23 protein-coding genes are annotated in these 26,152 nt (G+C 46.1%); 6 read left to right on the top strand and 17 right to left on the bottom strand.

What is annotated here, in order from left to right:
• Window positions 1-9 precede the first annotated feature (9 nt).
• Together OJ16_RS09490 and ubiK are read left to right on the top strand one after the other, a co-directional pair.
• Window positions 10-3,132, top strand: a complete 3,123-nt coding sequence (locus tag OJ16_RS09490; RefSeq protein WP_040989791.1) for a multidrug efflux RND transporter permease subunit — start codon at window positions 10-12, stop codon at window positions 3,130-3,132.
• 166 nt (window positions 3,133-3,298) lie between these two features.
• A complete protein-coding gene (ubiK, locus tag OJ16_RS09485; RefSeq protein ID WP_040989789.1) occupies window positions 3,299-3,550 on the top strand; it encodes a ubiquinone biosynthesis accessory factor UbiK in 252 nt (83 codons plus the stop codon).
• 247 nt (window positions 3,551-3,797) lie between these two features.
• Here the strand turns inward: ubiK and ilvC are convergent, their stop codons facing one another.
• Window positions 3,798-5,282, bottom strand: a complete 1,485-nt coding sequence (gene ilvC, locus OJ16_RS09480) for a ketol-acid reductoisomerase (protein ID WP_040989787.1) — start codon at window positions 5,280-5,282, stop codon at window positions 3,798-3,800.
• A gap of 144 nt (window positions 5,283-5,426) precedes the next feature.
• On the opposite strand from ilvC, the gene ilvY reads away from it, so the two are divergent.
• Window positions 5,427-6,317, top strand: coding sequence for an HTH-type transcriptional activator IlvY (gene ilvY / locus OJ16_RS09475; RefSeq protein ID WP_040989785.1), 891 nt, complete (start codon window positions 5,427-5,429; stop codon window positions 6,315-6,317).
• 53 nt (window positions 6,318-6,370) lie between these two features.
• On the opposite strand, the gene hemN is transcribed toward ilvY, so the two are convergent.
• From hemN to OJ16_RS09445, 5 genes are all read right to left on the bottom strand, one after another.
• On the bottom strand, window positions 6,371-7,759 hold the full coding sequence (hemN, locus tag OJ16_RS09470; protein ID WP_040989783.1) for an oxygen-independent coproporphyrinogen III oxidase: 1,389 nt from the start codon (window positions 7,757-7,759) through the stop codon (window positions 6,371-6,373).
• A 187-nt stretch (window positions 7,760-7,946) separates the two neighbouring features.
• Window positions 7,947-8,435, bottom strand: coding sequence for a DUF2489 domain-containing protein (locus OJ16_RS09465; protein ID WP_040989781.1), 489 nt, complete (start codon window positions 8,433-8,435; stop codon window positions 7,947-7,949).
• 8 nt (window positions 8,436-8,443) lie between these two features.
• Window positions 8,444-9,013: a Der GTPase-activating protein YihI gene (gene yihI, locus OJ16_RS09460; protein WP_040989779.1), complete on the bottom strand. Its 570-nt coding sequence runs from the start codon at window positions 9,011-9,013 to the stop codon at window positions 8,444-8,446.
• Window positions 9,013-9,651, bottom strand: a complete 639-nt coding sequence (locus OJ16_RS09455) for a class I SAM-dependent methyltransferase (RefSeq protein WP_040989777.1) — start codon at window positions 9,649-9,651, stop codon at window positions 9,013-9,015. Before OJ16_RS09455 ends, yihI begins: the two co-directional genes overlap by 1 nt.
• A gap of 781 nt (window positions 9,652-10,432) precedes the next feature.
• Window positions 10,433-11,050, bottom strand: coding sequence for a c-type cytochrome (locus tag OJ16_RS09445; RefSeq protein WP_040989774.1), 618 nt, complete (start codon window positions 11,048-11,050; stop codon window positions 10,433-10,435).
• Between the two features lie 148 nt (window positions 11,051-11,198).
• On the opposite strand from OJ16_RS09445, the gene yihA reads away from it, so the two are divergent.
• Window positions 11,199-11,861 carry a ribosome biogenesis GTP-binding protein YihA/YsxC gene (gene yihA / locus OJ16_RS09440; RefSeq protein WP_040989773.1) on the top strand — a complete coding sequence of 221 codons (663 nt, stop codon included), beginning with the start codon at window positions 11,199-11,201 and terminating at the stop codon, window positions 11,859-11,861.
• A 413-nt stretch (window positions 11,862-12,274) separates the two neighbouring features.
• Here the strand turns inward: yihA and OJ16_RS20295 are convergent, their stop codons facing one another.
• The 3 genes from OJ16_RS20295 to hemB form a co-directional block, all read right to left on the bottom strand.
• A complete protein-coding gene (locus OJ16_RS20295; protein WP_438356636.1) occupies window positions 12,275-12,322 on the bottom strand; it encodes a hypothetical protein in 48 nt (15 codons plus the stop codon).
• A 194-nt stretch (window positions 12,323-12,516) separates the two neighbouring features.
• Window positions 12,517-15,327, bottom strand: a complete 2,811-nt coding sequence (gene polA / locus OJ16_RS09435; RefSeq protein WP_040989771.1) for a DNA polymerase I — start codon at window positions 15,325-15,327, stop codon at window positions 12,517-12,519.
• 718 nt (window positions 15,328-16,045) lie between these two features.
• Entirely contained in the window at window positions 16,046-17,089 is a 1,044-nt protein-coding gene (hemB, locus tag OJ16_RS09430; protein ID WP_040989769.1) for a porphobilinogen synthase, read from the bottom strand.
• 161 nt (window positions 17,090-17,250) lie between these two features.
• Between hemB and OJ16_RS09425 the strand changes: the two genes are divergently transcribed.
• Window positions 17,251-18,012, top strand: coding sequence for a TatD family hydrolase (locus OJ16_RS09425; protein WP_040989767.1), 762 nt, complete (start codon window positions 17,251-17,253; stop codon window positions 18,010-18,012).
• 105 nt (window positions 18,013-18,117) lie between these two features.
• Here the strand turns inward: OJ16_RS09425 and tatC are convergent, their stop codons facing one another.
• The 7 genes from tatC to rmuC form a co-directional block, all read right to left on the bottom strand.
• Window positions 18,118-18,870 carry a twin-arginine translocase subunit TatC gene (gene tatC, locus OJ16_RS09420; protein WP_040989765.1) on the bottom strand — a complete coding sequence of 251 codons (753 nt, stop codon included), beginning with the start codon at window positions 18,868-18,870 and terminating at the stop codon, window positions 18,118-18,120.
• A 64-nt stretch (window positions 18,871-18,934) separates the two neighbouring features.
• Complete coding sequence (gene tatB / locus OJ16_RS09415; protein ID WP_040989763.1) at window positions 18,935-19,318, bottom strand: Sec-independent protein translocase protein TatB; 384 nt, start codon at window positions 19,316-19,318, stop codon at window positions 18,935-18,937.
• Window positions 19,319-19,321: 3 nt separating this feature from the next.
• Window positions 19,322-19,567, bottom strand: a complete 246-nt coding sequence (gene tatA, locus OJ16_RS09410) for a Sec-independent protein translocase subunit TatA (protein WP_040989761.1) — start codon at window positions 19,565-19,567, stop codon at window positions 19,322-19,324.
• 50 nt (window positions 19,568-19,617) lie between these two features.
• Window positions 19,618-21,252 (bottom strand): ubiquinone biosynthesis regulatory protein kinase UbiB, encoded by a 1,635-nt coding sequence (ubiB, locus tag OJ16_RS09405; RefSeq protein WP_040989760.1) that lies wholly within the window; start codon window positions 21,250-21,252, stop codon window positions 19,618-19,620.
• Entirely contained in the window at window positions 21,249-21,854 is a 606-nt protein-coding gene (locus tag OJ16_RS09400) for a ubiquinone biosynthesis accessory factor UbiJ (protein ID WP_040989758.1), read from the bottom strand. Before OJ16_RS09400 ends, ubiB begins: the two co-directional genes overlap by 4 nt.
• Window positions 21,855-21,862: 8 nt before the next feature.
• Complete coding sequence (gene ubiE / locus OJ16_RS09395) at window positions 21,863-22,645, bottom strand: bifunctional demethylmenaquinone methyltransferase/2-methoxy-6-polyprenyl-1,4-benzoquinol methylase UbiE (protein WP_040989756.1); 783 nt, start codon at window positions 22,643-22,645, stop codon at window positions 21,863-21,865.
• Between the two features lie 153 nt (window positions 22,646-22,798).
• Window positions 22,799-24,349, bottom strand: coding sequence for a DNA recombination protein RmuC (rmuC, locus tag OJ16_RS09390; protein ID WP_040989754.1), 1,551 nt, complete (start codon window positions 24,347-24,349; stop codon window positions 22,799-22,801).
• A gap of 184 nt (window positions 24,350-24,533) precedes the next feature.
• On the opposite strand from rmuC, the gene OJ16_RS09385 reads away from it, so the two are divergent.
• On the top strand, window positions 24,534-25,439 hold the full coding sequence (locus OJ16_RS09385; protein WP_040989752.1) for a DMT family transporter: 906 nt from the start codon (window positions 24,534-24,536) through the stop codon (window positions 25,437-25,439).
• Window positions 25,440-25,531: 92 nt separating this feature from the next.
• On the opposite strand, the gene OJ16_RS09380 is transcribed toward OJ16_RS09385, so the two are convergent.
• The gene (locus tag OJ16_RS09380; RefSeq protein WP_040989750.1) at window positions 25,532-26,143 is read right to left on the bottom strand and encodes a bifunctional 4-hydroxy-2-oxoglutarate aldolase/2-dehydro-3-deoxy-phosphogluconate aldolase; all 612 of its coding nucleotides are present in this window, start codon (window positions 26,141-26,143) and stop codon (window positions 25,532-25,534) included.
• Window positions 26,144-26,152 lie beyond the last annotated feature (9 nt).

The raw sequence follows: 26,152 nt of genomic DNA, 5'->3' as shown, positions 1-26,152 counted from the left end.
GGAGGCTTCATGCGCTTTACTGATGTTTTTATTAAACGTCCAGTTTTAGCGGTATCGATCAGCTTCTTGATTGCTTTGCTTGGTCTTCAAGCAATCTTCAAGATGCAGGTACGCGAATACCCTGAAATGACAAATACCGTGGTCACGGTAACGACCAGTTATTACGGTGCCAGTGCTGACTTGATCCAAGGTTTTATTACCCAACCTTTGGAGCAAGCCGTCGCACAAGCCGACAATATTGATTACATGACCTCATCGTCTGTATTGGGCCAATCGACGATCACCGTCAATATGAAGCTCAATACCGACCCCAATGCGGCCTTATCTGATATTTTGGCGAAAACCAACTCGGTGCGATCTCAACTTCCTAAAGAAGCGGAAGACCCAACCGTTACGATGTCGACCGGTTCAACAACCGCGGTACTTTATATTGGCTTTACCAGTGATGAGCTCTCTTCGAGCCAGATTACCGATTACCTTGAGCGTGTGATTAATCCTCAATTGTTCACCGTTAATGGGGTGTCAAAAGTGGATATGTACGGCGGGATGAAATACGCACTGCGTGTTTGGCTTGATCCGTACAAAATGGGCGCGCTTGATCTCACCGCAACCGATGTTATGGGCGTCTTAAGTGCCAACAACTACCAATCCGCCACGGGTCAAGCTGTCGGTGAATTTGTGTTGTACAACGGCAGTGCCGATACGCAAGTATCAAACGTCGATGAACTAAAAGCACTGGTGGTGAAAACAGGCCAAGGTAATGTGATCCGTTTGGGCGACATTGCTAAAGTGACGCTAGAGAAAAGTCACGATGTTTATCGAGCCAGTGCCAACGGCCAAGAGGCGGTAGTCGCCGCTATCAATGCCGCGCCAAGTGCCAACCCAATCAACATTGCCGCCGATGTCCTTGCCTTGCTACCTCAACTTGAGCGTAACCTACCAAGCAACATCAAGATGAACGTGATGTACGACTCTACCGTCGCAATCAACGAATCGATTCAAGAGGTAATCAAAACCATTCTTGAAGCAGCGCTGATTGTATTGGTGGTGATCACACTCTTCTTGGGTTCGTTCCGTGCCGTTGTGATTCCGATTGTGACCATCCCACTCTCTCTGATTGGTGTCGCAATGGTCATGCAGGCCATGGGCTTTTCTTGGAACTTGATGACCCTACTGGCGATGGTATTGGCCATCGGTCTGGTGGTCGATGATGCGATCGTGGTTCTAGAAAACGTCGACCGTCATATCAAAGAAGGCGAATCGCCATTTCGCGCGGCGATTATTGGCACACGTGAAATCGCAGTACCCGTTATCGCCATGACATTGACGCTAGGGGCGGTATACGCGCCAATCGCCTTAATGGGAGGGATTACCGGTGCACTGTTTTCAGAGTTCGCACTCACCCTTGCAGGGGCGGTATTCGTCTCAGGTATTATCGCACTAACGCTCTCGCCAATGATGTGTTCAAAGATGCTCAAGGCGACCGACAAACCAAGCAAGTTCGAGCAAAAAGTGCATGGCATATTGGAACGAATGACCAATCGCTATGACATCATGCTGAGCGCGGTCATGAAGCATCGTCCTGTTGTGATTGGCTTTGCGTTTATCGTGTTTGCGGTCTTGCCTGTGCTGTTTTCGTTTATCCCAAGCGAACTGGCCCCATCAGAGGATAAAGGCGTCGTGGTATTAATGGGCACCGCCCCAGCGAATGCCAACTTGGATTACATTCAAAATACCATGAACGACGTGAATAAAATCTTATCCGACCAACCTGAAGTGGAATATGCTCAGGTATTTACTGGGGTACCCAATTCTAACCAAGCATTTGGTTTGGCAACTCTGAAACCGTGGAGCCAACGTGAAGCGAGCCAAGCTGAAGTGACCAAGCGCGTGGGCGATTTAGTGTCTAGTGTTCCGGGAATGGCCGTCACTGCATTCCAGATGCCCGAGTTACCAGGGGCCGGTTCAGGCTTACCCATTCAGTTTGTGATTACCACACCAAACAGCTTTGAAAGTTTGTTTACCATTACCAGCGATGTTCTGACGCAAGTGATGAAAAGCCCATTATTTGTCTACTCTGATCTCGATTTGAACTATGGCTCTGCCACAATGAAAATCAGTATCGATAAAGACAAAGCCGGTGCCTACGGTGTGACGATGCAAGATATCGGTATCACCTTAAGTACCATGATGGCCGATGGCTACGTAAACCGTATCGACCTCAATGGTCGTTCATACGAAGTTATCCCTCAAGTTGAGCGTAAATGGCGTCTAAACCCTGAATCAATGAACAACTACTATCTGAGAACGGCAGATGGTAATTCGATTCCTCTAGGTAGCTTGATTACCATTGATGTGGTTGCAGCCCCTCGTGCTCTACCTCACTTCAACCAATTGAATTCGGCTTCAATTGGCGCCGTCCCTGCCCCTGGCGTGGCGATGGGCGATGCCATCAATTGGTTTGAAGATGTGGCGCAAAATAGCCTACCGTCTGGCTACAACCATGATTACATGGGTGAAGCTCGTCAGTATGTAACAGAAGGAAGCGCGCTGTACGCGACCTTTGGTTTGGCGCTCGCGATCATCTTCTTGGTATTGGCCATTCAGTTCGAATCGATACGAGACCCAATCGTTATCATGGTTTCCGTACCGTTGGCGATATGTGGGGCACTCATCGCTCTGGCATGGGGAACCGCGACGATGAATATCTACTCGCAAGTGGGGTTAATCACCTTAGTGGGTTTGATCACCAAACACGGTATCTTGATTTGTGAAGTTGCCAAGGAAGAGCAGCTGCACAATAAGCTATCTCGTATTGATGCGGTAAAAGAGGCAGCAAAAGTGCGTCTACGCCCTATCTTGATGACGACAGCGGCAATGATTGCAGGTCTTGTGCCCTTGCTCTACGCATCCGGAGCGGGTGCCGAGCAGCGCTTTAGTATTGGTATTGTTATCGTTGCCGGTCTGGCGATTGGTACTTTGTTTACCCTGTTCGTACTGCCGGTTATTTATAGCTACCTTGCAGAACAGCACAAACCATTACCGGTCTTTGTTGAAGATAAAGATCTCGAAAAACTCGCTCGAGTGGATGAAGCCAAAGCCGCATGCCGCGAAATTAGCAGCCGCAGCTGAGCACTTACCACTGTTTTATAGGCCACTTCGGTGGCCTTTTTTATGCCCTAAATAGCGACCATGTTATTCGACTGCGGGTAAAGACTCGCTTTTTTTACCATCAAAGTGGCGACTTTCGCGTATCAATTACATAAAATGAAACCAACGATACAGGAGTGTTCACCCCATGTTTGACCCAAAAAAATTAGAGCAAATCGCAAAACAAATTCATGATTCAATGCCTCAGCCAGTGAAAGACCTAGGCTCAGACGTTGACCAAAAAGTTCGTCAAGTTATCCAAGGTCAGCTAAACAAGCTAGATGTAGTCAGCCGCGAAGAGTTTGATGTGCAAACTCAAGTGCTGCTGCGTACTCGCCAAAAGCTGACTGAAATGGAAAAGAAACTTTCTGATCTAGAAGCAAAAATCGCAGAAAAATAATCGCTCGCCAAAGCCATAGCGCAACCGTGAGAACATAAAAAAGGCTTACCCCATTGGAGTAAGCCTTTTTTGTATGCTGTTTTTATTTATTGACCTAAATCGGTCTGGAATACATTTAGCTCTGCGGGCCAATATCCTCTCGACATTCATCTCGCAGGGATAGGCGATAAATTCTAGGATGATGCGCGCAGTTTACGAAAGTAAATGAGCACATCAAACAACGAAGTTATCCCCTAACACAATGAGATTAGCCGCCCACAGCGATGTGCTTCATATCCGTCATATAACCACGCAACTCTTCGCCAATGTATTCCACTGGGTGGTTGCGAATAGCATCATTCACATCAATTAGCTTTTGGTTGTCGACTTGGTTTGACTCTTCACCTAAGCCTTTACCAATCACATCAATGTTGACTGATGGCATGAACTTCTCGCGCAATAGCGGCGTCGCAACGTTCGCAAATAGGTAGTTACCGTATTCTGCCGTATCTGAGATAACCACGTTCATTTCGTATAGACGCTTACGCGCAACCGTGTTGGCGATTAGCGGCAATTCATGCAGTGATTCGTAGTACGCTGACTCATCGATGATGCCTGATGCGGTCATGGCTTCAAATGCCAGCTCAACCCCTGCACGGACCATTGCTACCATTAGGATGCCGTTATCAAAGTACTCTTGCTCTGAAATTTGGATATTTGAATCTGGGTAGTTCTCAAACGCGGTGTCACCGGTTTCTGCGCGCCAACCTAGTAGATTCACATCATCGTTTGCCCAATCGGCCATCATGGTGCGAGAAAACTCGCCTTCGATGATGTCATCCATGTGCTTGTTGTACAGTGGACGCATCAGATCTTTCAGCTCTTCTGAAAGCTCAAACGCTTTAATTTTTGCTGGGTTTGATAGACGGTCCATCATGTGCGTGATGCCACCGAATTTCAGTGCTTCTGTTACGGTTTCCCAACCAAATTGCAGCAGTTTACCGGCGTATGCTGGGTCGATACCTTCTGCAACCATCTTCTCGTAACAAACAATTGAACCCGCTTGCAGCATGCCACACAGGATGGTTTGCTCACCCATTAGGTCTGATTTTACTTCCGCAACGAATGAAGACTCTAGACAGCCAGCACGGTGACCACCGGTTGCCGCTGCCCATGCTTTCGCGATATCCCAACCTTCACCTTTTGGATCGTTCTCTGGGTGAACTGCGATCAGCGTTGGTACACCAAAACCACGTTTGTATTCTTCACGAACTTCCGTACCTGGACACTTAGGTGCAACCATAACAACGGTAATGTCTGAACGAACTTGCATGCCTTCTTCAACGATGTTGAAGCCATGTGAGTAACCAAGCGCAGCACCTTGCTTCATCAACGGCATCACCGTTTCAACCACGTTGGTGTGTTGTTTATCTGGCGTGAGGTTAACCACGAGATCTGCTTGTGGAATGAGTGCTTCGTAGCTCGCCACTTCAAAGCCATTCTCTTTCGCATTCTTGTAAGACTGACGCTGCTCGTCAATCGCCGCTTGGCGAAGCGCGTATGCGACGTCTAGGCCAGAGTCACGCATGTTAAGGCCTTGGTTAAGACCTTGAGCGCCACAACCCACAATGACTACTTTTTTACCCTTCAAGAAATCTGCTTCTGTTGCAAACTCTGAACGGTCCATAAAACGACAACGACCAAGTTGGTCTAGCTGCTCACGCAAGTTTAGGGTGTTGAAATAGTTAGCCATTGTAGGGCTCTCCTTTAAGAATAATGTCCATTGGGTCGGTAATTTTGCTTACCGAATGACCTGATACTAAAACAGACATCAAATTGCTTAAAGTGATATATTCACAATTAGTAATTGCAACTTATGCAACATGGACGTAACGAAATGAACATAAAGAGCCTGCAGCTTTTCATTCACTTATGTGAAAGTAAAAACTTTGCTAAGACGGCCTCAGCGATGCACATTAGCCCTTCAGCGTTAAGTCGTCAGATCCAAAAATTGGAAGCGGAATCTGGCCAAGCATTATTTTTGCGAGACAATCGCAGCGTTGAGCTCACGCCATCAGGTAAAAAATTATTGCCCGTAGCGCTGAACATCCTCGCGGAATGGCAAAATTATCAAGTGCAATTCCTCGATCAAAACAAAGAACTTAAGGGCGAAATTCGCCTGTTTTGTTCCGTCACCGCCAGTTATAGCCACTTGCCTGAGTTACTCTCTGAGTTTCGCCTTCAGCATCCCTTTATTGAATTTAAACTCTCAACCGGCGACCCCGCTCAAGCGATCGATAAGGTACTCAATGACGAAGCCGACATTGCGATTTCAGCCATGCCGAGCCAACTGCCTTCGAGGGTCGAGTTTGAGATCATCAGTGAGATACCGCTGTCAGTCATTGCGCCTGCCGGCGTAAGCCATTTTGCGCAAGAGCTACAACAAGAAAGGCCTAACTGGAGTCAGATTCCGTTTATCGTCCCAGAGGCCGGAACGGCACGTGAGCGCGCCAACACGTGGTTTAAAGCAATGAAGATTAAGCCCAACATTTACGCTCAAGTCTCGGGACACGAAGCCATCGTGAGCATGGTTGCGCTTGGGTGCGGCGTGGGTATTGCGCCAGATGTGGTGATCAACAACAGCCCAGTAAGAGATAAAATCGATCGCTTAAAAGTCGCCTCGATTGCCCCTTTTGAACTTGGCGTATGCTGCAAGCGATCGCAATTAGACAACCCGCTAATCAAGGCATTGTGGAAAGTGGCGCAAGAAAAATTCATAACGCCTTAAACGACAAAGCCACGCAAATGCGTGGCTTTTAAATTTTATTCGTTCTCTCTTGATTAAATCACACGAGAGAATTGCTGCTGACGAGCACGGTCACGTAGGTATTTGTCGAAACACATACAGATGTTACGAATCAATAAACGACCACGTAGCGTCACGCGAATTTCATTCTCATCAACTTCCACCAGCTCATCATTAATGAAGGTTTGCAGCAAATCTAAGTCTTGAGCAAAGTAACGGTTAAACTCAAGCTTAAACTCTTTTTCGATGAATTTTTTATCGAGCTTAAAGTTGCAAATCAGCTGCTTGATCACTTCACGACGAATCAAATCATCGTTATCCAGTGAAACACCTTTCCATAAGGCATGGCGCTGATCGTTCACTTGCTCGTAGTACTTTTTCAGCTCTTTCTGGTTTTGCGCGTACGCATCACCAATCATGGAAATCGCAGAAACGCCGAAACCGACCAAATCACATTCACCTTGGGTGGTATAGCCTTGGAAGTTACGGTGCAAAATGCCTTCACGTTGCGCCACGGCAAGTTCATCTTCTGGCAGAGCAAAGTGATCCATACCAATAAACTGATAACCCGCCCCTGTTAAGGTCGCGATGGTATCTTGCAGGATATGCATTTTTTCAGACGCTTGTGGCAGGTCTTCATCTTTAATCTTACGCTGGGCAGCAAACAATTGCGGCATGTGAGCGTAGTTAAACACCGATAGACGACCGGGTTGCATCTCAAGCACTTGCTTTAGGGTTTCAGCAAAAGAATCTTTGGTCTGCTTTGGCAGTCCGTAGATCAGATCAAGGTTAGTCGAACGAAAACCGAGCTCTTTAGCGCGCTTAACCATCGCAATGATGAAATCTTCATCTTGCTCGCGGTTAACCAGCTTTTGTACTTCTTTATTAAAATCTTGCACGCCAATGCTAAGACGGTTGAAGCCCTCGCCACGTAGGTGATCAAGCACATCAAGCTCAATTTCACGCGGGTCTACTTCAATACTGATTTCTGAGGTTGGATCGAAATCAAATTCACCACGTAGAATCGCCATTACACGGCTGATTTGCGCTTTGGATAAGAACGTCGGCGTACCACCACCAAAATGCAATTGTGTCACACGGCGACCTTGCAACAAGCTAGCGCGTGTGCGGATTTCAGCCTCTAATACATCCAAGTATTCATCCGCTTTGTGCGCATGACGCGTAATCACCTTATTACAACCACAGTAGTAACAAAGCTTATGACAAAACGGGATATGGATATAAAGCGAAAGTGGTCTATCTGGGTATGCTGCGCATGCCATGTCATAGTCTGCCACCGTAAAAGCTTCATGAAACTCTAATGCGGTTGGGTAAGATGTGTAACGCGGCCCAGAATAGTTGTATTTATCTAGAACGGTTTGATCCCACACAATTTGTTGGCTTGCGACTACTTGCTGCGACATGGTGATATTTCCACTTTGTGACTGAAAGGTCATGGTTATGTGAACGGTCCATTTTGCCATAGCCCTAAACGGGAGAAACGAAAGCAAACCGTTTTTTGAGTAGTAAAACTCAGAACTGCTACCGCGATCACTCACCGTTAAGAGCCAGTGATCGCGATTTATCGTTCGGTTAAACTACCGGTTGGGCTTAAAGCATTTGAATATTGATTTGATTGTTGAGCGGCTTCACAGTTTCTTGCAGCTGTTTTAATTCATCAACAATCGCATCTTGCAGGCGAGATTCTGCTTTTTGACGGGCCAAATTCTGTTGCATACGCTGTTGTTTTGGCAGCGCTTGGCGGTCTTCACCACGCGCCATGTCCTTCACGATATGGTAAAGCTCTGCGGTAGCCGGAAACTTCGTATCGAAGTCAATACGGTCATCGCCTTGAACGTAATCCATAATGCAGTAAACGCGAATGCTGATTTCTGATAAATCGCATTGTCCTTGAACGCCCGCCATACAAAGTGTGGTGACATTTTCAAAGATATTCGCGTTACGTTTTTCAATCGCTAGCTTTTTATGTTTAAGCTGCAATTCCTTTTGCTTCTTCAGCTGGAGCAGAAGGTAACCTGCGTAAGACGCTAAGCCTAGAATAATAATTCCACCGACAAAGGCTAATAAGGTTACATTCATACTGGCTGTTATCCTTTAAATTGGTCGAAATCGAACGATTCAAATTCAGACAGAAGATCTTCGTCTGAGTTCGATTTTTTCGCTACTTTTTTCGTTGCCGGTACTGGCATCTCTTCTTCTTCGTCGTCAACATCGTCAGCGATGTCTTCTTCGTAAAGACCCAGTTGCTTCATCAGCATTTCGATGCGGTTCAGTTTTTCATCAACGTACTTCTGTAGACCAGAACCTAGGTTCTCACCGTCTTCGATACGATCAAGCAAAACAAGAAGTTGTGCATCATTTTCCAACATTTCCAGCTCTTGCGCTGCGCTAACGCGACGCTCAGCTTTCGTTGGTTTTTTCACTTCAGTCACAATAAGAGGAATTTTCTTCTTGCTGCCTAAGCGAGGATCGCGCTGTTGAGCTGAATGCTGTTGTTTAGTTTGTTTGGTTTCAGCGTTACGCGAACCCGTTTTCAAACCTTTACGTTTTTTGTCTCGTTTACGTTCACGACCTTCAACATCAGATTGGGTACGGTTACGAACAACGATAACATCAGCAGCAGGGCCGCCTGTTCTAGATTTTTTACTACGACTCATTACTGGGCTTTCCTCAGTAAAATTACATCATTTCCTACAAATTCAAGTTCGAGCTTATCCCGCTCTGCCAAGTATTCAAACGTTGCCTGGCTAAAAAAGATCACATGAGTGAGATCATTTTTATAATGCCAATGAGCAAACGCCCCTACATCGATAACCATCTTGGTCATAACACCAAGCCAGCCACCGGGCTTAACTAAATTCAACCATTGCTGCCACACTTGAGCTGGCTCATATAAGTGCTCAATCACTTCTGTAGCAGTCACGAAATCGTACTGTTGTGCTAACACCGAACGCTCTGGGTGATAGTAAATATCGTACAATTTCATGGTATGGCCCAGCTCTTCCAACATTATTGAAAGTGTTGGTCCTGGCCCACAACCAAAATCTAACCCGTGAGATTGAGGTGCCACACGCTGACAAATCGGGTCTGCCATGCGTGACAAAAAGCGGCGATAACCCATGTCATTCGGGTTATTTTCGTGCAGATCATAATGCGCTTTTTCTGCTTTCGCATCCAATCGCTGCTCTGGATTCACAAAGACCAATGCACAGTTCGAGCATTCTAGATACTGGCGGTGTTTGTCTTCAAAGTAGTGATGTGTGTGATTGCTTTGACAAAGCGGACATTGGTGCATCTTTACATCCTCAAACGGGGATGCGAAACATACCAGAAAGTCAGCTTAGAGTGGAGTACTATTGTGCAATTTATCGTCAAATTGGTAAAAAATAGAGATAAAAAAAGCGATAGATGGCCTATCGCTTTCTAAATGCCACAAGGGCAAAACTGAGTCGTACAAAAAGTTGTACTCCAAAATTCCATTTGTTCTTAGTGCTTTCCCTGCCAAAAGGTGTTGTTTGCCATCATCCTGATGAGTTTTGGCTTTCCTTTTCAACATCCTGTTACTGGGCTAATCCTCAGCCTGATCCGTTTCCCTGTCTAAACCGTTAGACGAGTCAACCATCCTTATTTGAGCAGGTATCCTACCTACCCAATATCCTTATTGACTGCCAAGCATTCATTGCTTGCATCCGTGGAGACCTTCCTAGCCTAGAATTCCTAACCCACGCCCTGTGAGTGGAACTACTTTACTGCAGCCGTGACTTGAAACAACCCATGCACACAAAAAATGACAGCTCATTATTAGCGCTGTTGTTAAGCTAATGATTTTATTTTTATTTATCTAAACGGCTGCTTTTTATCTCGTGACGCTATGGCGAATCTCTCACACCACCAAGAGCAAGATGGCCTATTCGCCCCTCATTCACACAGCGATGGGGATCACATATTCACGACAAAAGATGCTCCCTGAGACGACGACATTCTTCCTTGTGATGAAAAAACGCACAAAAAAAGCCGCGATAAGTTTGCAGCTTTTCATCTCACCGACCAAAAAAAAGAATGACCATCTAACGCACTTAGTGCAAACCACCCATGTAGTTCGAGAGTGTATCAATGTCTTTATCGGTTAATTTCTTGGCAATATCACGCATCATCTCATTCATATCGTTCTCACGCGTGCCATCACGGAATTTCATTAATTGAGATTTAATATAATCCGGTTGCTGACCCGAAATTTTCGGGAAACCAGACAACTCGGTGCCGTTGCCACGAGGACCATGACAAGCAATACATGCAGTAAGACCGCGCTCTGCATCGCCTGCGGTATAAAGGACTTTACCTTGCTCGATAGCCGATTCAGGCGTGGTATTGTGCGCCAAAGGTAAAGAAGCATAATAGGCGGCAAGATCAGCCATATCTTGTTCACTCAATGGGAGAGCCATACCGCTCATGACGGGGTCATAGCGGCCTTGCTTACCCGCACTCGTCATACCCAGTTTTAAATCTTTTAGCTGCTTCTCAAGATACTTCGCATGTTGCCCAGCCAAAGAGGGATACATACCCAGTAAGCTGTTGCCATCAGAGCCATGGCATGCCACACAAGTTTGAGATTTTGCTTTACCAGCTTCTATACTGCCTTGAGCCGACACGGAGCAGCTGACGAAAAGGCTCACAATTAGCGCTAATTTCTTCATGATATTCCATTATAATTATCAAGCTTCCAGTAACACTCTGCATTGCCACTCATGATACAATAGGCGACCTTATGCCGAGTGCGGTTATTTTACACAATTTCACAAAAAAGTAATCAATTGACTACACAAAGTCGAGATGGAGTTAACAGTGAGCGTAAAAATTAATTACCAAAACACCCATTTCATCACAAGTGCACCTGATATTCGTCATTTGCCAGAGGATGAGGGAATCGAAATTGCGTTCGCCGGACGCTCCAACGCGGGTAAATCAAGCTCTTTGAACCGCCTAACGAACCAAAAGAGCTTAGCAAAGACGAGTAAAACGCCTGGTCGTACACAATTGATCAACCTTTTTAAGGTGACCGATGGCTGTCATATCGTCGATTTACCGGGATACGGCTTTGCGCAAGTTCCACTTGAACTGAAGAAGAAATGGCAGAAATCTTTGGGTGAATACCTACAACAACGTCAATGCTTGAAAGGCTTGGTCGTGTTGATGGACATTCGTCACCCAATGAAAGATTTAGACCAACAACTGATCTTTTGGGCTGTAGACAGCGGAATTCCTGTACAGGTTCTTCTGACTAAAGCTGATAAGCTGAAGAGCGGCGCACGTAAAGCGCAGCTGCTAAAGATCCAAGAAGAAGCGATTGGTTTTGGTGGCACAGTGAAAGTCGATGCTTTCTCGTCACTAAAAGGGATCGGTGTTGATGTACTGCGTCACAAACTGGATGAGTGGTTTGCACCTGCATTTGCTCACCTTGTTGACGAACTAGATCAAGACGAACAAGCAGATTTCGACGGCGAATAAGCCGCGATGATTGCAGAAAGCCTCGCCATGTGCGGGGCTTTTTTATACCCGTTTCAACCGTTATGCCCCCTTTCAAGACTCACTTCCGCTTCACTCGTGCATTTAATGGCCTTCGCTAGCGTCATCTCAATAGAGAAAAGACTTAACTCATGAACGCGTGTTTACCGACCAGAAAACGTTAACAGCGTTAATGGCTAACATTTAATTTATTAGATTAAATAACAAGTTTGTACATGGATAAATATTACAAAACAGACTAAAAACGGTGAATGTACGTAACGAAGTCATCAGCCTAAAAAAGCTTAAAATGGCGGTGAATTGGGGGGATATTTTGATTGGCGATAAGCGCTATTGAAACTTTTCTTTGGCCCAATAAAAAACGCCCCAGCCAAACACTGGCTGGGGCGGCTGAATCAGCCTAATCCAATAACGTGAAACAAAAGGTCTGAAAGATAGAACATCTTACCTCTGTACCCTACGTCGAATAATGTACAACAATTGCTCAGTGATGGAAACTATTTTTGTAGTTTTTTTTCATTTTGGTTTTATTTAGTAACAGAAAACCCTTGTTATCATAGGCTTTTTTAGCGGCAATAAAAAAGCCAGCGTTTGTGCGCTGGCTCATGCTATTTAGGGCAATTTGTACAATTTTTGTCTAGTGAGCCTGGTCCCAGTTGTCACCGTGCCCACTCTCTGCGATTAATGGCACCGCGAGTGTCGCTGCCGCTTCCATCAATTCTTGTACTTTTGTTTCAATTTCAGCCAAGGCTGACTCTTGTACTTCAAAGACCAATTCATCGTGCACTTGCATGAGCAATTTCACACGACCATCGCCTTCTTTTTCAATCCATTCATCAACCAGAAGCATCGCTTTCTTGATGATGTCGGCAGCGGTGCCCTGCATTGGCGCGTTAATCGCCGCACGCTCGGCCGCTTTACGACGCATGCCGTTGCGAGATTGAATTTCAGGTAAATGCAGACGACGACCAAAGATGGTTTCCACATAGCCTTGCTCAGACGCTGCGCTACGGGTGTCTTCCATGTATTGCATCACGCCAGGGTAACGCTCGAAATACTTGTTCATGTAATCTTGCGCTTCACCGCGAGGGATCCCTAACTGCTTAGCCAAGCCAAACGCACTCATGCCATAAATCAGACCGAAGTTTACCGCTTTAGCACGACGACGTTGCTCTGAAGAAACCTGATCAATCGTCGTTCCCATGATTTCCGCCGCCGTTGCCGCGTGAATATCTTTCCCTTCACGGAACGCTTCTAACAACGCTTTATCCCCTGAGAGATGCGCCATAATACGCAATTCAATTTGGGAGTAATCGACCGCAAGAATCTTGTAACCATGCGGAGCGATAAAGGCCTGACGAATACGGCGACCTTCTTCATTACGAATTGGGATGTTTTGTAGGTTTGGATCGGTCGATGATAGACGACCGGTCGCGGTAACCGCTTGGTGGTAAGAGGTATGAACGCGCCCTGTTTCTGGGTTGATCATTTTTGGTAGCTTATCGGTGTAAGTCGATTTCAGCTTAGCCAAACCACGATATTCCAAAATCAGTTTTGGTAATGGGTAATCTAACGCCAACTCTTGCAGCACTTCTTCATTGGTTGAAGGCGTACCTGACGGCGTTTTCTTAATGACCGGTAGCCCCATTTTTTCAAACAATAATGCTTGTAACTGCTTCGGCGAATTCATATTGAATTCTTGTTCAGCGAGCTCATACGCTTTTTGTTCAAGCTCATCCAAACGTACCGCAATTTCTTGTGATTGTGCAGACAGCTTCATGTCATCAATCAATACGCCAGTGCGCTCAATACGCGACAGTACCGGCACCAATGGCATCTCAATCTCATGATAGATCGCGTTAAGCTTGTCGTCTTTTGCTAGGCTTTCATTGAGGCGGTGGTGTAAACGCAATGTCACATCAGCATCTTCAGCAGCATAAGGCGACGCTTGCTCAAGATCGATTTGATTAAAGGTCAGTTGCTTTTTACCTTTACCTGCCACTTGCTCAAATGAGATGCAGCTGTGCTGTAAGAAGCGCAGCGCCAAGCTATCCATATCATGTTTACCACCGACGCTGTTATAAACGTAAGAAGCCAACATGGTATCGAATTTAATGCCACGCATCTCAATGCCATAACGAGCAACAATGCTCGCATCGTACTTGAGGTTTTGACCAACTTTCGCTTGGTTATCGTCTTCCAATAACGGCTTTAGTTGCTCCAATACCCAATCACGATCAAGCTGCTCTGGCGCGTCTAAATAGTCATGCGCAACCGGAACATACGCCGCAACACCTTCTTCGGTGGCAAACGAAACACCAACCAGATTCGCAACCATGTAATCTAGGCTATCGGTTTCCGTATCAAAGGCAAAGACGTCCGCGGCTTTCAGTTTCTCTAACCAATGAGCAAAGCGCGCTTCATCAAGAATCGTTTCATATTGGCTGCGATCAATGCTGATCGCTGAACGATCGATTTCAACTTGGTTGTCGCTTGTTGACGCTGACGTCGATGATGATGTGGCGACAGCCCCGCTCTTTTCAATCGCTTCAACCACACCGGTACCCCCTTCAAGTAACTCATTGAGCCATGACTTAAAGACAAGTTGACCAAACAGTTTGATGAGATCATCGGTATTTGGCAGCGCTTTTACCAACTGTTCCGGTTTGAATTCCATTTCCACATCAAGTTTGATGGTTGCTAGTTGATAAGAGAGCAATGCATTTTCTTTGTTATCTTCCAGCTTTTTGGCCATGGTTTTCGAGCCACGGAAGCCTAGCGCGGCGATATCATCCAGATTCTGATACAGCATCTCCATGCTACCGATGCCTTGCAACAAAGCCGTCGCGGTTTTATCACCGACACCCGGAACGCCTGGAATGTTATCCACTTTATCGCCCATCAGTGCGAGGTAATCGATGATCAATTCTGGTGGAACACCAAACTTTTCAATGACGCCTTCACGATCAAGCACAACGTTGGTCATGGTATTGATCAGCGTGACGTTTTCATCCACCAGCTGTGCCATATCTTTATCGCCGGTACTGATCAGGACAGGAATGCCCTGTTGTGATGCTTGATACGCTAATGTACCGATCACATCATCCGCTTCCACGCCTGAGATCGAGATCAATGGCAAACCCATCGCTCGAATAACATTATGCAGCGGTTCAATTTGGCAACGAAGATCATCCGGCATCGGTGGTCGATTTGCCTTGTATTCCGGATACATATCATCACGGAAGGTTTTTCCTTTCGCATCAAAGATCACTGCAATGCGATCCGACGCAAATTGACGCATCATGCTACGAAGCATGTTTACCACGCCATAAACCGCATTGGTTGGGATATCACCATTACTCATGGTGCCAGGGTAAGCATGGAATGCACGGTATAGATAGGAAGAACCGTCGATCAGAATTAACGGGTTATCTGGGATACGAGCCATAGTCTTTTAGTTTCCAAAGAAAATGCAAAATAAGATCTGCTTAGAATGCCACGACTGTGCCAGCGATGCCATGCAAACTCTGTGATGTCTCTTGCGGCATTTGTTTAGAATCTCTACAACCCAACCCGCCATCTGTGGATAACTCTGTTTATAATAATTATCCCCAGTCTTTTTGTTTTTGTATTTTACTGGTATTTTCATACGCAATGCATTGTTTACAAAGGATATATTAAAGGATCGATCGTTTGATTTGAGATCTAAAAACGATCTTCAATTGTGGAAAAGACTGTTGGTGCCCTTTTGTGCAAGGCCAAATGACAGGGATAAAAAAAGCGACATCTTTCGATGTCGCCTAGCGATAAACTGTCAAAGCGTTTCATGTGGAACATTTCGCTTTGCCAAATAGCTATAAATTACACTGGAAGCAATGTGAGCAATGTCGTGTCAAAAAGAACTTGTGCAAGTTCGTTGAATTCTGTGTCGCCATTAAATTCAATTGCTTAAAATTAATGACTCAACATCCTTGTGAACAACCTCATTCCCTAAGACGATATCGATAATAATGATTCTCATTTACACAGTCAATAGCTAAATGAGAAAAAGTCTCATTTATTTTTACCGTATTGATACGGCTTATTTACATCAACATCGTCACCACATTTATCCAGGGAAAAAAAAGGCCGGCTATCGCCGACCTTTCAATTGATTACTGTCTTAACTACTCACTGCGTAAGTGTTGCGCCGCTTGTGCGTTGTCTTCTGCCAACCACTGCGCCACATCTTTAGCAAAGTAAGTCAAAATGCCATCTGCGCCAGCACGCTTAAAGCACAGTAATGATTCCATCACCGTATCGCGCTCACTCAACCAACCGTTCAAGATCGCCGCTTTGTGCATCGCATACTCGCCTGACACTTGGTAGGCAAACGTCGGCACTTGCAGCTCTGATTTCACACGGCGAACAATATCCAAATATGGCATACCCGGTTTCACCATCACCATATCCGCGCCTTCATTGATGTCCATTGCGACTTCGTGCAAGGCTTCATCGCTATTGGCTGGATCCATCTGGTAGTTTTTCTTATTGCCACCTTTCAGGTTCGATGCCGAGCCGACCGCATCACGGAATGGGCCGTAGTAGCATGATGCATACTTCGCTGAGTACGCCATGATTTGCGTGTTGATATGACCGGCTTCTTCAAGCGCTTCACGAATCGCACCAATACGACCATCCATCATGTCCGATGGTGCCACGACGTCCGCTCCTGCCTCTGCGTGAGACAAGGCTTGTTTGATCAAGACTTCGGTTGTTTCATCGTTCAGCACATAACCTTCGTCATCAATGATGCCGTCTTGACCATGTGTGGTGTATGGATCTAACGCGATATCCGTGATCACACCCATTTCTGGTACGTGTGCTTTTAATGCACGCACTGCGCGTTGAACTAAGCCTTCTGAGTTGTATGCTTCTGCTGCGCACAAGCTTTTCACGTCTTGATCAACCACTGGGAATAAAGCAATCGCTGGCACTCCTAGCTGCGCTAGGTATTGAGCTTCTTCCAACAACAAATCAATCGATAGACGTTCTATCCCCGGCATTGAACCGATCGCTTCACGGCGATTTTCGCCCATAAGAACAAACATCGGATAAATCAGATCACTCGCCGTTAACTGATTTTCTGCCATTAAACGGCGACTGAAGTCGTGCTTACGCATGCGGCGCATACGACGACCTGGAAATTGACCTTGAATGGAAATTGACACTCTATTCTCCTTCATCTGGTGAAAGTGCTTACTGAGAATCATATCACTCTCGCCAGCACACGCTAGATCCAAGCATTAAAAATGCAAAAAATGACCTACGCTTCACACTGCCGTATACTTTGTTCAGACCGAAATATAACCCATGAATCAAGAGAATCACCATGATCGATAGCCATGCCCATATCTACGCCAGCGAATTTGATAATGATCGCGACGACGTTGTACAACGAGCATTAGCGCAAGGTATTGAGCACATTTTATTGCCGAACATTGATCTAGACTCGATTGAACCAATGCTCAAAACCGAAGCCGCTTATCCTGAAATTTGCCGTTCAATGATGGGACTGCACCCTTGCTATGTCGATGGCAACGTTGATCAAACCCTAGCGACTATCTATCAGTGGTTTAGCCAGCATTCGTTTATTGCCGTGGGTGAAATTGGTATCGATTTATATTGGGACAAAACTTACCGAACGGAACAAGAAAAGGCCTTCATTACTCAGTTAAACTGGGCGAAAGAAATGCGTCTACCGGTGGTGATCCATACCCGTGATTCGATTGAAGAAACCCTCAGCCTACTTCGCCAAGAACAAGATGGATCGCTAAGTGGCGTCTTCCACTGCTTCGGGGGCAGTATTGAAGAAGCCAAGGCGATCAACGACCTTGGTTTTCATTTAGGTTTAGGTGGCGTCTCTACCTTTAAAAATGGCGGCATGGATGTGGTGATCCCGGAGCTGGATCTGAACTATCTCATTTTAGAAACCGACTGCCCTTACCTAGCGCCAGTGCCGCATCGCGGTAAACGCAACGAGCCAGCCTACACTCAGTTGGTCGCTCAACGTGTGGCGGATCTGCGCGAGATGAGCTTACAACAGGTCGATGAGCTCACGACGCACAACGCGAAAATGCTGTTTAAGCTATAAAGGTTTAGCGACGAATAACACGCGATTTTGATCGCCATTCGTCTCTCACAGGCATAAAAAAAAGGTTGGCATAGCCAACCTTTTTCAATACGACGAGCAGTATCATTACTCTTCGACTTGCTCTTCTTCGTCTTCATCCTTACGGACATAGAAACGTGCAAAGAACAGTCCCACCTCAAACAACAAACACATTGGAATCGCCAATAGCGTTTGCGAGATGATGTCGGGTGGTGTCAGTAACATGCCAACGATGAAAGCGATCACAATAATATACGGACGCTTCGACCTTAATTCATCCGGTGAGGTCGCTCCCGTCCAGCACAACAAGATAATCGCTACCGGTATCTCAAACGCAATACCAAACGCCATAAATAGCGCGAGAACGAAATCAAGATAACTGGAAATGTCGGTGGCGAATTCTACGCCCCCCAACGATATCGCGGTAAAAAAGCCAAACACCAGCGGGAACACCACGAAATACGCAAAAGAAACCCCCGCGTAAAACAGCAGTGAGCTGGAGAACATCAGCGGCATAATTAAGCGACGTTCGTGTTTATACAATCCTGGTGCGACAAAGGCCCAAACCTGATAAAGAATCAGTGGCACGGCAATAAACACCGACGCGATTAACGTCAGTTTTAATGGCGTAAAGAAAGGGGACGCGACATCTGTCGCGATCATTGTCGCCCCTTCCGGTAATTTGTCGACAAGTGGTTTTGAAACAAACTCGTAGATATCACCAGAGAAGTAGATTAAACCAAGAAATACAATCAGTACCGCAACCAGCGCGCGTAATAGACGATTACGCAGTTCCAGTAAGTGGCTGATTAAAGGTTGCGTCTGCTCAACAGAAGGCATATCAAACCTCATTCTAGAAGATCAAAAAGGAGCCGCACGTCACATGCAGCTCCTCACTTAAAGGCTACTCGGCTTTCTTATCTGCCGGTGCACTAGACTGGCTTGTCAGTGGCTTAGTGTCACTGTTCACTACCGTCTCTGTCTCTGCCGCTTTTTGAGCGTAGGGACGTTGCACCTCTTGCGCCGCTTTCTTGAGTTCTTCAACGGAAGACTTCAATTCTGGAGACAGATCTTCCATCCCCATTTTTTCGGCTTTACGCAAGTTCTCTTGCAGTTCTTGTACCTTTAGCTCATGAGAGATTTCATCTTTCACGCTGTTTGCCATGGTTTTGGCTTGCGACACAAAACGTGAAACGCTTCGAATCGCATGTGGCAAACGTTCAGGGCCCAATACAACAAGAGCAACAACAGATATTAATACCAGTTCCCAAAAACCGATATCAAACACGTATTATGCCTGCTCTTTGTCTTTCTTAGTTTCAGCAGTCGCTTCTGTCTTTTGCTGCTGCTCTAAATTTTTAGGCTCGAAATCCGCATCTTTCTTATCTTGAGAAGCTTCTTCGTCGCTCATGGCCTTTTTAAAGCCTTTAACAGCACTACCTAAGTCACCACCAATGTTACGTAGTTTCTTGGTACCGAATAGCAGGATAACAATCACAGCAACAATCAGAAGTTGCCAAATACTAATACCACCCATTTCATTTACCTCGGGTTCTATTAAACAAAATTATTTTATGAGTTTAACGCCTATCGACGATAAGCCCGCCAGCTGAGCAACCAAAATGTGACCCCTGCAATGACGCAGATCGGTGACAATTGCTCGTAAGTGCTGTTGACCATTATTGCCGAGCATACGACTAATGTGGCACCAACACCAAATAAAAATTTACCTGTTGCCTGTTGACGCTTTGAAGATCGATAACCTTGATAGAGCTGATCCATGCGTTCTGTCATGGCTTTACCTTGACGCAAGCTGTCGTACAACAACTCTGGTAGCTCAGGTAATTTCTCCGCCCAAAACGGCGCGCGATCTTTCACAGCGTTGATCAGCGCTTGCGGACCAACTTGATTCATCATCCAGGTTTCAAGGAAAGGTTTCGCTGTTGCCCACAGATCCAACTGTGGGTATAGCTGACGCCCTAACCCTTCAACATAGAGTAAGGTTTTTTGCAGCAAGACCAGTTGCGGCTGCACTTCCATCTCGAAGCGGCGCGCAGTGTTAAATAGATTCAGTAGTACATGACCAAACGAAATCTCACACAACGGTTTCGCAAAAATCGGCTCACACACGATACGAATAGCAAATTCAAACTCATCAATGTTGGTTTCACGTGGAACCCAACCCGACTCGACATGCAATTCTGCCACACGGCGATAATCACGATTAAAGAAGGCTAAAAAGTTTTCCGCCAAGTAACGTTTATCGTCGCTGTTCAATGTACCAACAATGCCACAATCCAAACCAATCCAACGTGGATTCTCTGGGTGCTCGGGCTCAACAAACACGTTGCCCGGGTGCATGTCTGCATGGAAGAAGCTGTCGCGAAACACCTGGGTAAAGAAAACACTCACACCGCGTTCGGCCAGCAATTTCATGTTCGTTCCGTTGGCTTTTAAACCTTCGATATCGGACACTTGAATGCCGTAAATTCGCTCTGACACCATCAGCGATTCACTGCTGAAATCAGGTAACACTTCCGGTACGTATAACTCTTCACTGCCTTCAAAGTTACGACGCAATTGAATCGCGTTTGCCGCTTCTCTTCTTAAGTCTAGTTCATCAAGCAGAGTCTTTTCATACTCTCGCACCACTTCAACCGGTTTTAAACGACGAGCTTCCGGTTGCGCCTTGGCGACTATACGCGCCATGCGATACATCAGTTTTAGATCTGCATCAATCACCGGACGAATATCAGGTCGAATGACCTTCAAAACAATTTCCTGCCCAGTCGCTTTAAGGCGAGCGGTATGCACTTGAGCAATAGACGCAGATGCCAGAGGCTTGATATCAAATTCGCTAAACCAATTCTCAATCGGGCCGCCTAGCGATGCTTCCATCTGCGCTTTCGCTAACGCGCCATCAAAGGGCGCGACTTGGTCTTGCAACAACGCCAACGGGTCAGCAATGTGCGGAGGAAACAAATCTCGGCGCGTCGACATCATCTGACCAAACTTAATCCAAACCGGACCTAGCTCTTGCAGTGCTAAACGTAAACGCTCACCCAGCGGTTTCTCTGGATGTTGATTCTTAATCCAGAATAGCGCTTTGCGGGCCAGTAATGGGGCTTTGGTTAACTGATGATTGGGCAGCAGCTCATCCAGACCGTACTCAAGTTGGACTTTGATGATTCGGTAAAGGCGACGAATCTCCGAAGGTGTCATACACGCTCCAGTAATTGGTTTAATTTCGCTTCAATACGCGCCGCTTGGCTTTTCACATCATCCACTTGATCACAGAAGTACGCCACTTCAAGTGGGGCGGGCGCTAAACGCCACTCTTCGGTGATCACTTGACCAACATAACTTTGCTGCTTACTTACTTGTGATTTAACGAATGAACCAAACTGGCTCACGCCCTTCACTAATGAATGCGCGGCAACATCACCCACAAGGCGTGACAACCACTCCGCGATATCCGGTTTACAATCGGTCATCAGTTGCGCAAATTTTTGCGCTAACTGAATATCACCTTCCAAAACTAACTTATCTTGCTTGATCAACTTGGTGATATTGGCTTGCTCACGCAATTCAGGCAGCACCGACAAGTTAAGCGACAAATAGCAATCCGGCTCACCCTCATAGTTAGCCAGTACATCGATTTGCTGACTAAAGATAAATGTGAGGGTTTTATTCACTTCTTTTAGATGAACTTGAATAACTTGCCCTTTCAGGCGTGACAAGCGACGAACCAGTTCCGGATCGTCTTTAATCAGGGTGTTGAGCGTGGTTTCAATAACCGCAGTAACTAAGGGATCAAATGGCATAGCGACCTCTAGAACTTATAACCACGGTGCAACGCAACGATACCACCCGTGAGGTTGTAGTAGTTGGTTTGCTCAAAGCCCGCGTCATCCATCATACCTTGTAAGGTATCTTGGTCTGGGTGCATGCGAATCGATTCTGCTAGGTAGCGATAGCTGTCTGCATCGTTTGCCACGACTTCACCAATTTTTGGCAGCAAGTGAAACGAGTACGCATCGTAAATTTTTGATAATGGGTCAAGAATCGGCTTAGAGAATTCAAGTACCAATAAGCGACCACCCGGTTTCAACACGCGGAACATCGAACGCAGTGCTTTATCTTTATCGGTCACGTTACGTAGGCAGAAGCTGATGGTGATAACATCAAAATAGTCGTCTGGGAACGGCAATTCTTCCGCGTTGGCTTGCACATAATGTACGTTGCCAACGATGCCGCTATCGCGCAATTTATCGCGACCAACATTGAGCATTGAGTTATTAATGTCGGCTAAGACCACATGACCTTTCTCACCCACAATACGCGAAAACTTTGCCGTCAAATCGCCAGTGCCACCACCAAGATCCAGTACACGTTGACCTGGGCGCGCACCACTGCAATCAATGGTAAAACGCTTCCACAAACGATGCACACCACCCGACATTAAATCGTTCATAATGTCGTATTTCGCCGCTACCGAGTGAAATACTTGAGCAACTTTGGCCACTTTTTCTTCTTTGGCTACGGTGGTAAAACCAAAATGGGTGGTTTCTTGTGTTTCTAACGCTGTATTTGACTGCACGTTGGTATCCGTCATGATTAATCCTCTTCGAGCAACTCGGAATTACGGTTTATACGCATGGTTTATACATAGAATTGATACGTATTGTGCAGCATCATGACCCAACAACACTCATCGAGTCTTGATTGGGTTTTACATCGATGCAGCACAGACCCGAGCTGCGGCCGATTAGTTTACTTTATCCTCAGCCGGATGTCTTTCTAACTGCGGTGCATTTTCAGCCAAATATTCATTTTCTGTCACATCCTCCGCTTGCGATAATTGCGTAATATTACTTGAGATTGGACGTTTCACTTCCACCCCCAACTGTTTAAAGCTTTCCGCTTGGCGAATCACATTTCCGCGCCCGGTGGCGAGCTTATTCATCGCGCCTTGGTAGCTTTGATTGGCCTTATCGAGCGCTCCGCCCAAACCTTCCATATCTTCGACAAATAAGCGCAGTTTGTCATAAAGCTTGCTCGCTCGTTCCGCGATGATTTGTGCATTTTGGTTTTGGCGATCATTACGCCACAAGTTATCAATGGTGCGCAGCGCCACCAGCAATGTGGTTGGACTCACCAGGATAATGTTTTGCTCCATCGCGTCTTTCACCAAACTCGGATCCGCTTGGATAGCCACTTGGAATGCGGGCTCGACCGGAATAAACATCAACACATAATCGAGGCTACGGATGCCTTTCAGCTGATGATAATCTTTTTGACTGAGTCCTTTTATATGACCACGCAAAGCCAATAAGTGATCACTCAGCGCACGAGCTCTCTCTTGGTCATTGTCTGCATTGAAATAACGCTCGTAAGCGACCAACGCCATTTTTGAATCAATCACCACTTGTTTCTCTTGGGGTAAGTGAACAATCACATCCGGTTGATAACGCTTACCCGCTTCATTTTGCAAGCTGACCTGAGTTTGATACTCGTGCCCTTCTCGTAAACCTGATTCCGCCAACACGCGCGCCAACACCACTTCACCCCAGTTGCCTTGTTGCTTGTTATCGCCTTTCAATGCCTGTGTCAGGTTGACCGCTTCGCGGGTCATATCTTCATTCAAGCGCTGTAGGTTTTTCAATTCATGCACCAAGGTATGGCGCTCTTTGGCTTCAAGGTTAAAGCTGTCGTTGACTTGGCGTTTGAAGCCTTCTAGCTGTTCTTTAAGAGGGCTTAACAGTCCCTCCAAACTCTGCTTGTTCTGTTGGTCAACTTTCGCGGTCTTTTCTTCAAACAATTGATTCGCCAGATGCTCGAACTGCTGCTTTAAGCGCTCTTCGGCTTTTTCAAGCAACTGCAATTTTTCTTGGCTAGCCAACTGAGCTTGCTGATGGCGCGCTTCTTGTTCGCGCAATTGCGCTTCCAGCAGTGATTTCTGCTCACGTACTTGATTCAGATCGTCGGCGTATTGCTGGCGCTCTTGTTTTACCGCATCGAAATAACGCAACTTTTCAATCACGGCCATCAATTTACCGTGCGACTGCTTGAGCTCATAGGCGGCTTTATCACGGTCTTGGTCTAGTTCATCTAATTCTTGCTGCGCTTCGACAAGCGATTGTTTTAACTGGCCGATTTGTGCGTTCGCCAATTGTTGATTCGAGTGCAATTGTTGTTCGAGTAGCTGGCCTTCAAGGCCTAATTTCTGCTTAACCCACCAACCCACGACCGCTCCGCTGATCACGGCACTTCCAAGGGCACTGAATAACACGCTTTGGTTCTCGATAATCCATTGCATAATAAGGCGTTAACTCTTTTCTATTACTTAAAAATAATGGTATTTCACCACTGGATAAATGTCCAGTTTGTCGACTAGATAATCAGCAGATACACTGAGCGCCCCGTACAGCGTTCAATGCATTTTCGCAGTACGTTTTTGCTGACTGTTTTGCCGATTCGGCGACTAAAATAAAAGGAATATTATGAACGAACGCCGCGCTCTAGGATTTGGCTTATCTGCGGTTTTACTGTGGTCAACGGTGGCGACTGCCTTCAAACTCACGCTGGCAGAGTTCTCGCCTATCCAAATGCTGACGATTGCCAGTATCGTTTCAGCTCTGGTTTTATTGGTTATTTGCGGTGTACAAGGCAAGCTTTCATCGCTATCGACGACGTTTGCCTCTAACCCGGGTTACTACTTACTGCTTGGCCTAATCAACCCACTGGCTTACTACGTGATTTTGTTTAAAGCCTACGACTTGCTGCCCGCTTCTCAAGCGCAAGCGATCAACTACAGTTGGGCGATCACGCTGACCTTAATGGCGGCATTTTTCCTTGGTCAGAAGATACGTAAACAAGACTGGGTCGCCTGTGTGTTGAGCTACTTTGGTGTCATCGTAATTGCCACTAAGGGCGATATTTTAGGTCTGAACTTTGAAAGCCCTCTGGGCGTAGCACTGGCGCTGGTATCGACGTTATTGTGGGCTGGCTATTGGATTCTCAATACCAAAAACAAAGCCGACCCTGTCGTGGGCGTGTTGCTTGGATTCTTAGTCGCGATTCCCTTTGCGATTGGCTTAAGCATTTGGGAAGGTGCGACTTGGAGTCAAATCACCCCATCAGGTTGGTTAGCGGTCACTTATGTCGGCTTGTTCGAAATGGGCATCACTTTTGTTTTGTGGCTTAGCGCTTTGAAGCTCACGCAGAATACTGCTCGCATCAGCAACCTCATTTTCGCTTCGCCATTTATTTCTCTTATTTTGCTTGCCACCATCATTGGTGAAAGCATTCATCCAACCACCTTAATCGGGTTGGTCTTGATCATTGCGGGCTTAGTGATTCAGCAGCTCAAATTCAAAACGAAAGAAATAGCGGCCAATACAAACTAGCCTGACATGCCACTTCCATTGAATTTTATCCGATAAAAAAGGGCGCCTAAGCGCCCTTTTCTCTTTTTGGATATTACGATATTCGTAATAAATTAGTTAAGTTCGCGAACCAATGCTGCGATACCTTCCCAATCACCTTTATCCATCATGTCAGTTGGAACCATCCAAGTACCACCACAAGCAACAACAGCTTTAATTGCCAGGTACTCTTCAACGTTCGATGGGCTTACGCCACCGGTTGGCATGAAGCTTACTGGGTAAACCGCAGTCAATGCCTTAAGCATACCAACACCGCCTGACGGCTCAGCAGGGAAGAATTTCAAGGTACGTAGACCCATTTCCATCGCTTGCTCAACCAAACTAGGGTTATTCACTCCCGGTACGATTTGAATGTTGCGTTGCTGACAGTATTTCACTGTCGTTGGGTTGAAACCTGGGCTTACAATGAAGTCCACACCCGCATCCATCGCGATATCAACTTGTTCTGTCGTTAGAACCGTACCCGCACCAATCAATAGCTCAGGGTAAGCATCACGCATAATACGGATAGACTCTGCAGCCGCTTCCGTACGGAAAGTCACTTCCGCACATGGTAGGCCGTTTTCTACCAACACTTTTGCAAGTGGCAGTGCGTGTGCAACATCATTGATGGCAATAACAGGAACGATTTTGATTTCGCTTAATCGTTGTTCAAGAGTTTTCATGAATAACCT

Source organism: Vibrio renipiscarius (assembly GCF_000827885.1).
Lineage (GTDB): Bacteria > Pseudomonadota > Gammaproteobacteria > Enterobacterales > Vibrionaceae > Vibrio > Vibrio renipiscarius.
Note: the sequence above shows the minus strand (reverse complement) of the source record. Positions and strands in the feature narration are given on the sequence as shown.